Raw genomic sequence first — 9,909 nt, 5'->3', positions numbered from 1 at the left:
AACAGCTGATGGCAGTTTCACCTTTACAGTGACGGTGACAGTTATTGCAACCTCCGGCGTCAACCGAGACCTACAAACTACATAACGCCTGCACCCTCAAATGTTTGTAATAGACACGAGTAACCCAGCAAGTGGTGCTATAAATAYCGTTTACGGTGGACATACCTTTACAGCCACAGGCGGCACAGCACCTAATACGTATGCCATCACAGCAGGKGCATTGCCATCAGGCCTTTCAYTGGCATCAAGTGGCGCCTTRAGTGGCACGCCAACAGCTTATGGCAGTTTCACCTTYACAGTGACSGTGACAGACAGCGCCACCCCARCGGTTACGGATAGCCATGAATATACCCTAATCATAGCCCCAGCACCTCTGGCAATAGAAACGAGTAACCCAGCAAGTGGTGCTATAAATATCGTTTACGGTGGACATACCTTTACAGCCACAGGCGGCACAGCACCTAATACGTATGCCATCACAGCAGGTGCATTGCCATCAGGYCTTTCACTGGCATCAAGTGGCGCCCTAAGTGGCACGCCAACAGCWTATGGCAGTTTCACCTTTACAGTGACGGTGACAGACAGTGCCACCCCAGCAGTTACGGATAGCCATGAATATACTTTAATCATAGTCCCCGCACCTCTGGCAATAGAAACGAGTAACCCAGCAAGTGGTGCTATAAATATCGTTTACGGTGGACATACCTTTACAGCCACAGGCGGCACAGCACCTAATACGTATGCCATCACAGCAGGTGCATTGCCATCAGGYCTTTCACTGGCATCAAGTGGCGCCCTAAGTGGCACGCCAACAGCWTATGGCAGTTTCACCTTTACAGTGACGGTGACAGACAGTGCCACCCCAGCGGTTACGGATAGCCATGAATATACTTTAATCATAGTCCCCGAACCTCTGGCAATAGAAACGAGTAACCCAGCAAGTGGTGCTATAAATACCGTTTACGGTGGACATACCTTTACAGCCACAGGCGGCACAGCACCTAATACGTATGCCATCACAGCAGGGGCATTGCCATCAGGCCTTTCATTGGCATCAAGTGGCGCCTTGAGTGGCACGCCAACAGCTTATGGCAGTTTCACCTTTACAGTGACGGTGACAGACAGCGCCACCCCAGCGGTTACGGATAGCCATGAATATACCCTAATCATAGCCCCAGCGCCTTTGGCAATAGAAACGAGTAACCCCGCAAGTGGCGCCATAAATACCGTTTACGGTGGACATACCTTTACAGCCACAGGCGGCACAGCACCCAGTACTTATGCCATCACAGCAGGGGCATTGCCATCAGGGCTTTCATTGGCATCAAGTGGCGCCTTGAGTGGCACGCCAACAGCTTATGGCAGTTTCACCTTTACAGTGACGGTGACAGACAGCGCCACCCCAGCGGTTACGGATAGCCATGAATATACCCTAATCATAGCCCCAGCACCTCTGGCAATAGAAACGAGTAACCCCGCAAGTGGCACAATAAATACCGTTTATGGTGGACATACCTTTACAGCCATAGGCGGCACAGCACCCAGTACTTATGCCATCACGGCAGGGGAATTGCCATCAGGCCTTTCGCTGGCATCAAGTGGCGCCTTGAGTGGCACGCCAACAGCATATGGCAGTTTCACCTTTACAGTGACGGTGACAGACAGCGCCACCCCAGCGGTTACGGATAGCCATGAATATACCCTAATCATTGATCCAGATTCGACGATTACGCCCGAACCTCTGGCAATGGACACAAGTAACCCCGCAATTGGCACAATAAATACCATTTACGGTGGACATACCTTTACAGCCACAGGCGGCGTTGGAGAAAAACACTTTTCAGTGACTTCTGGAAGTTTGCCTGAAGGTTTAACCATGACGTCGAATGGTATTTTAAGTGGTGTGCCAACAACAAGTGGAAGTAGTATTTTTATTGTGACAGTAACGGATAGTAATACGCCAACATCAACAGATAGTCATAGTTACAGTATGCTTATTACAGAAACAGTTCCTGCACTGATTATAAATACGATTGATCCATATGATGGCATAGAAAATCAGAGTTATACTGGATTTTCGTTTGGTGCGAGCGGAGGGGATGGCAGTCTAAATTACAAACTGACTGCTGGGAGTCTACCAGAAGGGTTAACCTTAAATCCAGAGGGTGCTTTAGGAGGCACACCATTAAGATCTGGATACTACACTTTTGAAATTACCGTAGGGGATAACAGTATGCCTTCTCAGACAGATCGGCATGTTTTTAATATGAATATAATGGCGCAACTGTTTTTAAATACTACAAATCCTCAAAACGGTATCACTGGGGAAATCTATACAGGACATCAGTTTATAGCAAGTGGTGGAACGGGAACCTATAAGTTTAAGCTGGGTTCAGGTGCATTGCCTATAGGATTTTCACTTTCAGATAGCGGTGTTTTGAGTGGTTTATCAACTGAAAATGGAAGTTACCAGTTTGTTGTTGTGGTGAGTGATGATGCGGTTCAGCCTCAGACGGATAGTCATCAATATCAGATCATAATGACTTCCAAGGGATCAAGTGGTGATGCGAATGGAGATGACGGAGATGAGGATGAAGATGGAGATGAAGACGACCGAGATGAAGATATGCGTTCTGGTGACGAATCGTCTGATCTAGGTGTAAGTTTATCCCGAATTTTAGTTCAAAGCATTATAGACTCACGTGATACTGGATTTAATGAGATAAAACTGGATAAGAACATGGTCGCAGAGGTCATTGATAAACTCAAAAACAAGGGTGAAAATACGATTAGAATCGTCATGGGTGACATTCGTGATAATTCACTTAACGCTCGTATCGTATTGCCGATGGATGCAGTTAAGTTGTTTAAAGCAAACACTTTTGATCTGGAAATTGTAACAGATCATGTCAGTATCAGAATACCAAGTGAGGCCATGAATTCCAATCTTGAGCATGATTTATATTTCAGCATTAGGCCTGTTGTGGAATCCATAGAAAGGCTTGCCATAGTGGATCAACTAAAATCAGATAGCACCATGAAAATGCAGATAGAAAGCGGAGAAATGAAAATGATTGGGAAACCTGTAATTGTTGAGACGAATCTTCCGCCTACAAAAACGGAGATGATGTTACCTCTTGAGGGCATTATTATGCCAACGGATATAGAAGCTAGACGCGCTTTGCAAAACGCTCTTTCGATATTCGTGGATCATAGTGATGGTAAAAAAGAGATTAAATCCGGGACTCTTGTTGAATATGAAGCTGGGAAGTGGGGCCTGAAATATGACGTTGACCAATACAGTACTTTTATTATTTATAGAAAGGTTACTGCTGAAAAGGATGCATTAGACCCTCCAGATTCTATAGTCCCTGAAAGTATACCACAGAAAGAGGATGCAAATATTGAGGAGAAAACGCTCTCTAAAGAGCTGACGAGATTAGATGAAAATAATTTGGGGTATGTCTTTATTGCGACTAAATATGATCATGCAGATGCTTTTGCAAGTTCAATTTATGCTTTGATCACAAATGGACTTCAGTTGCGAACAGGCAATTCGGAAAAAGATTTTAATAAAATGGCCGATGAGATCGTAAAGGCTTCACAAGAGCGTTCTAAAATCTATATTTTTGGATTGGAAAAAGCGATATCTAGCAATTTAGAAGAGATATTGAAAGCAAGAGGCATTGAGGATGTCACTCGAATAGGTGGCGTAGACAAATATGAAACGGCTAAGTTAATTGCAATAGAAATGAATATTGAAGAAAGAGGATATGTTGTCATTACAGATGGCAGTAAAATGCCTTTTGATGCACTCAGTGTGACCCAAATTTGTGCAGAATATCATGCGCCTATATTGTATACAGGGCAAGAGCACATACCCGATAGCACAAAAGAAGCTTTAAAAATCTTAAATCCCAGTGTAATATATGTGCTTCCAAGCATCAGCGAAACTGTATTTAATAGCTTGCAAAAAACTTACGCAAGCATAGACGTTAAAATCATACGTGTCAATAGTGTCTTAGAGATCAAAATCAAATAAAAAATTCCCCCACCCTCTACATTCACCTCTCCGGCACGCGGTCCTCACAGGGCTGCGGAGTGCCTACAATGTGAATGTAGAGGGTGGGGGTTACATTATGCTCAATAAATTTCACCTAAATGCTGAGTTGGTTAGAGCCCCAAATCCTGAAATATATTATCAATCAATCTCAGCCCATTGCTATTACTCGAAGTCAGTAAAGACTCAGGATGGAACTGAACTGCGGATATCGGCAGTGTTTTGTGTCTTACCCCCATGACGATATTTTCATCATCCAGCGCAAATACTCTGAGTGTATCAGGTACTCTTTTGGCGTAAATGGAGTGATAAAGGCCCACGTCAATTTGACTTTCCATGCCTTTACTAAAGTTAGGCTCACTGAGGTTTACTTTGAATTTCTTACCGTGACGTGGGGTATCGAGGATATCCAGTTCACCACCAAAGTATTCCACGATGCCTTGTAATCCAAGACAAACCCCAAATATAGGAGTCTCATTTTGAATGCAGATGTCAATGGTGTCATTTAAAAAAAACTGTTCTGGTCTTCCAGGACCTGGTGAAAGTACCACTACATCATACCGAGCATTTTCTTTGAGGACCTTTCTTGCATGATGATGTCTTAAAGTGATCACTTCCGCGCCTAGTTGTTTCATGTAGTTTCCTAATGTGTGGACAAAAGAATCTTCGTGATCCACAATGAGCACTTTCTTACCAAAATAGTGATTAAACTTCATCTCTATTTGATCTGATGGGTCAAACTTAACGATGCTTTTAAGCAGAGCACTGGCTTTAGTATACGTTTCCTCTTCTTCATCTTGAGGGTTAGAATCAATCAGAAGCGTTGCGCCTACACGAATTTGAGCGATTTGATCTTTTAACCGAATGGTTCTTAAAGTCAAACCTGTATTCATATCTCCGTTGAACAACATAAAGCCCACAGCGCCACCATACCATGCTCGTGGTGTTTTTTCTTCGTTTTCAATCCATTCTATTGCAGCTCTCTTAGGAGCCCCTGTGATGGTCACAGCCCACATATGTGTCAAGAAGGCGTCAATGGCATCAAATCCTGGCATTAACTCGCCGACGACATGATCCACAGTGTGTATTAAGTGCGAGTAGAATTCGATTTGCCTTCTGCCAATTACGTCTACAGAACCAGGAACACAAATTCTGGATTTATCGTTTCGATCCACATCGGTACACATGGTTAATTCGTTTTCATCCTTTGTAGAGTTTAGTAAAGTTCTCACTTGATCAGCATCTTCAAGGGCATTTCGACCTCTTTTAATGGTTCCAGAAATAGGGCATGTTTCTATTTTACTGCCTTCCACGCGAACAAACATCTCAGGAGAAGAGCCCACTAGAGATTCTTTCCCCAAGTTTAAGTAGAAATTATATGGACTTGGATTGATCCTTATGGTGTTTAGAAAGACTTCATAAGGCGTTAAATCAATTTTTTGTGACAATATGTGAGAAGGCACAACTTCAAAGAGATCGCCACATTTAAAAGAACCTAGTGCACGTTTAACAATTTCAGCATAGGCGCCTTTTGGGGATGTGATATTTTCAATGGGCTCAGATTCAATTGGACAGAGCCCATTTGTTCTTTCGTCATGACTTAAGCCAACAGTTGTGCCGCTATCGGTTACAAAATCATAGGTTATTTTATACTGCTTGCCCATTTGTCTGTCTTTGATGTACAACTGATCGGGTAAAAATAAAACAAGATTTTCTTGACCTTGAGGTCTTTCTTTATTAAATTGAATTTCAGACTCAAATTGGAAGACTAAATCATACCCAAAAGCACCGTATAAACCTAATTTATCATCTTCTTGAGAATAGAAGAGATCTATTAATTGTCGGATTACTAAAAAGATAGAATTTTGCTTACTTCTTTCTTCTTCACTGAAAAATCCATCACTTTTGTGGATACGCCCTACAAGATAGGATTCGGTTTGTTCTATGATCTCAACGCCTGACACAGTGGCAATGCAAGCAATGACAGTATCAAAGAGAATATCACCTCTACCATTTAAAGACTGAACGACAAATTTACTCTCAAAGAATCTTAATTCGAGACAAGGGTCAACAAAGGCTATTTCCCAACGAGAATAGCGGCCTGGATATTCATAATTACTGGCAAAAACGCCCCCTTTTTTTAAATCGAGTTGGCTGCCAATGGCTTCGATAATATGTTCTTGATCTAAATAGGCTTGAGTTCTTAATACTTCGATATTACCTTTTGTAAAATAAGTCTTTTTTTCTGTTTGCATTCCTTTGCCTCCTTAAATAGTTTACCTTGAAAGCGCAGGCCATTTCCAATTCGAACATGTTATTAACAGGTGTATTTTACCGATAATTTTCCAGATCAAAGTTTCTAATGATCTATAATAAAAAAAACACTTAGCCCCTAAAATTGGGACGAAGTGTTTGCTTCATTATGCCACCCAATACTTATCCAATAAGTATCGTTGTTTATACTTAGATACGGAATTTAATTTCGATATCCTACTCCTATAACGTGGAGAAACGGCATCAGCTACTTTAATTAATTTCACTTTGCTTCTCATGAACCCATTCCTCATTATCGTTAATATCGGACTTTTCACCAATCACCGACTCGCTAGAAGTAACATTTAATAAGTACTCTTTTCAATCTTTGAATTTATTTTATATTTTATTGATTATAGCTCTATTCTAGAGCTTTGTCAACTGGCAAACAATTTTAGTTTGACAGAAGAACTGGCGGTCAGTCACGGCAATTTAGAATTTTTCGATTGCCCCAATTTCATACCCATTGAGTTCAACCGTCATTTTTTCGATGACCACGTCTTCTTTAGGACGATCTTGAGCACCTGTCTTAACATTTGCGATTTGATCGACTAATTCTAAACCTTCTATAACTTTACCAAAAGCAGCATAGCTCCCATCAAGATGAGGTGAGTTTTTATGCATGATAAAGATTTGACTGCCTGCGCTATTAGGCATTTGAGATCTTGCCATAGATAAGACGCCTTCAGCATGTTTCATATCATTTTTAAAGCCGTTGTTATTAAATTCGCCTTTGATGCCGTAGCCTGGACCACCCATACCAGAACCTTGGGGACATCCGCCTTGGATCATAAAACCTTTGATAACTCTGTGGAAGATTAAACCGTCATAATAACCCGCGTTAGCAAGTGTTAAGAAATTATTCACAGACGTAGGTGCTATTTCAGGATAAAGCTCAGCAACCATAGTGCCAAAACCTTTTACTTCTATTTTTACTTGTGGATTCATTGTAGTACCTCCTTATTTTATCTCTACTATTTTAACACACTATCGAAAGTATGAACATATTTTTGGTAGAATCATTGACGCATTTTCAGATCATGTTAAGACTATGAAAAGGGGGTACCAGTATATCTAAACTTAACAAGGCTATACTCAGTCTTTACTTTTTGCGCATATTTTCATAACACTATACAGATAAAATAAGGTTGAAAATAGGACTACAAATTAGATGAAAAATAGGATGAGAATCATTACGGAGGTTCTGATGAGAAAAATTACATTTGCATGGTTTGACTTAGGCTATACGCTGTTATACTCGGAAAGAGAAGTACCTTATCAAAAATTTTTAGAAACGCGAGGACATTATCGTGCGGTAGAGGAAATAGAAAAAGTATTTCATATGGCAGATAAATATTTTATGCGAGAGAAAAGAGGCTTTTTTAACAAAGAAGCCACGCTCTACATGGACGAGTATCTTACCAAGCTAAATCAATACTTAAATATTCACGATGTCATTTCTTATAAGGAAATGCTTCAAGTTTATAAAGCAAACCATTTTAAGCCCACATGGAAAGCCTATGATTATGCGGTGACAACACTTGAAAATTTAAAATCAAGAGATATAGGCATTGGCATTATTTCAAATTGGGATCACACAGCAAGACCTATATTAGATCAACTTGGATTGACATCCTATTTTGACGAAATCATCATATCCAGTGAAATTAATATAACCAAGCCAAACCGCGCTATTTTCGAGTTGGCACTTCAAAAAGCCAAAGTGGACAGTTCAAGCTGCATTTATGTAGGTGATAATTACTATGATGACATCGTGGGATGTAAACAGGTTGGGATAAAAGGAAAGCTCATCAATCGATTTGGTCGCTTTGGAATCGAAGAACTAGACTATAAAGCCTATACTGGTGTACATGAGGTGGTGGCAGAAATTTTATGATTAATCAAAGAATAACAGAAGGCTTTGATGCACTCAGTCCAGCACAAAAGAAAGTGGCACATTATATTAGGAATAATGTCCATGAGATTGCATTTATGTCAGCTAAAGAGATTGCAATGAGATGTGATTCCAGTGAACCCACTATACATCGCTTGGCGAAGCGCTTAGGTTATGAAAAATATGCGGATATGAGCGATGCCATGAAAGACTTTGTCTATGAAAAAAGGGTAATCAATCGATTTAACAGTTTTGTTGAATGCAAAGATGAAGAACCTTCATGGTATGAAAAACATTTTATAAAAGAGATCAACAGTCTGAGAGAGACAATGTCTCAAAACACAGAAGAACAGTTTGTAGATGCGGCCAAAATGATATTAGAAGCAAAACGCGTTTATTTAGCCGGATGGCGATCGGGACTGACCATTACAAGCCCATTTGCGTATATACTCAACTATTTACTAGGCAATGCACTGTTGATTCCTCAAGGCGAAATTGCAGAGTACGGTGCAGTGTTAAAGGAAGGTGATATCCTCATCTGTTCAGGATTTCCAAGGTATTGCAAAAGCACTATAAAAATATGTGAGGTGGCTAAGCAAAAAAAGGTAAAGATTATCACCATCACAGATGCCAAAATTTCACCCTTTTACACATTGGCAGATAAAGCTTTTTTAGCAGTGAGCAATCCAAGTGGTTTCTTAGATTCTTATGTGTCACCTCTTGGCATCATGAACCTATTGATTAAGCAAATTGCATATCAAGCCGTAGATACTGTCAAGGCGAATCTCAATGCGGTTGAAGAGAGCTTTGATTATTTTAACTTGAAATTTGATTGGAAGTAAGGATGAGTGGATGAAATTAACAATTGTAGGAAGCAGAGGCGCTTACCCATTGGAAGGAGAAGCAACATCCTGTTATTTAATACAGGATAACGATACCAATATTGTATTAGACTTTGGTGCAGGAAGTTTGGCGAAAATACAGCAATTTATTGCGCTTGAACAGATAGATGCTGTGTTGATTACGCATTATCATCCAGACCATTTTTCAGATATATTTTGCTTACAGCATGCTTTTCTCATCAAGAATCAACTGGGTGAAATAGATAAAAAATTGCGTATATATGCGCCAAATCATGAACCTTATTTTTCACAAATGACTCTAGAAATGAGTTCAGAATCTATCCCTATTAAAGGGCAGACTGTTATCAAGCTGGGAGACATGACTTTAGAGTTTTTAGAAACTAAGCATATAATCTATAGCTTGGCAATTAAATTGACAAAAGGAGATAAAAGCATCGTCTATACATCTGATACAGAACTCACGGATGAACTGATCGAATTTAGCAAGGGTTGCCATGTATTGCTCTGCGAATGTAGCTTATATCAACCTATACCAGAAATCAAAGGGCATATGAGCACCCTTGAAGTCGAAAAATTAATTGAACTCAGTGGCCCTCGTATGACTTTATTGACCCATTTGCCACCTTATGGGCGGAATGAGTTGTTGTTAGAGAATATAAAACCCTATCCAATTGCATTGGCATCAGCAGGGGTCTTTATAGACTGTCATGAGGCTTGTGAGCACTCTAACGATTAATCAATGATGTGTGAGTGTCGTTGATTTTATATAAAATTTATAA

The 9,909-nt window shown here is 40.4% G+C and carries 6 protein-coding genes; 4 read left to right on the top strand and 2 right to left on the bottom strand.

Annotated elements, in window-relative coordinates; genetic code table 11:
- Window positions 1–100 precede the first annotated feature (100 nt).
- The gene (locus tag F3D3_RS20135; protein WP_069876233.1) at window positions 101–4,042 is read left to right on the top strand and encodes a putative Ig domain-containing protein; all 3,942 of its coding nucleotides are present in this window, start codon (window positions 101–103) and stop codon (window positions 4,040–4,042) included.
- A 131-nt stretch (window positions 4,043–4,173) separates the two neighbouring features.
- On the opposite strand, the gene F3D3_RS20130 is transcribed toward F3D3_RS20135, so the two are convergent.
- Complete coding sequence (locus F3D3_RS20130; RefSeq protein ID WP_069876232.1) at window positions 4,174–6,315, bottom strand: anthranilate synthase component I; 2,142 nt, start codon at window positions 6,313–6,315, stop codon at window positions 4,174–4,176.
- A 490-nt stretch (window positions 6,316–6,805) separates the two neighbouring features.
- Entirely contained in the window at window positions 6,806–7,321 is a 516-nt protein-coding gene (locus F3D3_RS20125) for a peptidylprolyl isomerase (RefSeq protein ID WP_069876231.1), read from the bottom strand.
- Between the two features lie 259 nt (window positions 7,322–7,580).
- Between F3D3_RS20125 and F3D3_RS20120 the strand changes: the two genes are divergently transcribed.
- From F3D3_RS20120 to F3D3_RS20110, 3 genes are read left to right on the top strand one after another with little or no spacing between them, the layout of a single operon-like run.
- Window positions 7,581–8,270, top strand: a complete 690-nt coding sequence (locus F3D3_RS20120; RefSeq protein ID WP_069876230.1) for an HAD family hydrolase — start codon at window positions 7,581–7,583, stop codon at window positions 8,268–8,270.
- On the top strand, window positions 8,267–9,109 hold the full coding sequence (locus tag F3D3_RS20115; protein WP_069876229.1) for a MurR/RpiR family transcriptional regulator: 843 nt from the start codon (window positions 8,267–8,269) through the stop codon (window positions 9,107–9,109). The genes F3D3_RS20120 and F3D3_RS20115 overlap by 4 nt, the downstream gene beginning before the upstream one ends.
- Before the next feature lie 10 nt (window positions 9,110–9,119).
- Window positions 9,120–9,866, top strand: coding sequence for an MBL fold metallo-hydrolase (locus F3D3_RS20110; RefSeq protein ID WP_069876228.1), 747 nt, complete (start codon window positions 9,120–9,122; stop codon window positions 9,864–9,866).
- The last annotated feature ends 43 nt before the right edge of the window (window positions 9,867–9,909 follow it).

The organism is Fusibacter sp. 3D3 (assembly GCF_001748365.1).
Taxonomy (GTDB): domain Bacteria; phylum Bacillota; class Clostridia; order Peptostreptococcales; family Acidaminobacteraceae; genus Fusibacter_A.
Note: the sequence above shows the minus strand (reverse complement) of the source record. Positions and strands in the feature narration are given on the sequence as shown.

What these genes read in the sequence shown, in the direction of transcription:
- F3D3_RS20130 (WP_069876232.1), bottom strand. Translation starts at nt 6,315, where the DNA reads ATGCAAACAGAAAAAAAGACTTATTTTACAAAAGGTAATATCGAAGTA.
- F3D3_RS20125 (WP_069876231.1), bottom strand. Translation starts at nt 7,321, where the DNA reads ATGAATCCACAAGTAAAAATAGAAGTAAAAGGTTTTGGCACTATGGTT.
- F3D3_RS20120 (WP_069876230.1), top strand. Translation starts at nt 7,581, where the DNA reads ATGAGAAAAATTACATTTGCATGGTTTGACTTAGGCTATACGCTGTTA.
- F3D3_RS20115 (WP_069876229.1), top strand. Translation starts at nt 8,267, where the DNA reads ATGATTAATCAAAGAATAACAGAAGGCTTTGATGCACTCAGTCCAGCA.
- F3D3_RS20110 (WP_069876228.1), top strand. Translation starts at nt 9,120, where the DNA reads ATGAAATTAACAATTGTAGGAAGCAGAGGCGCTTACCCATTGGAAGGA.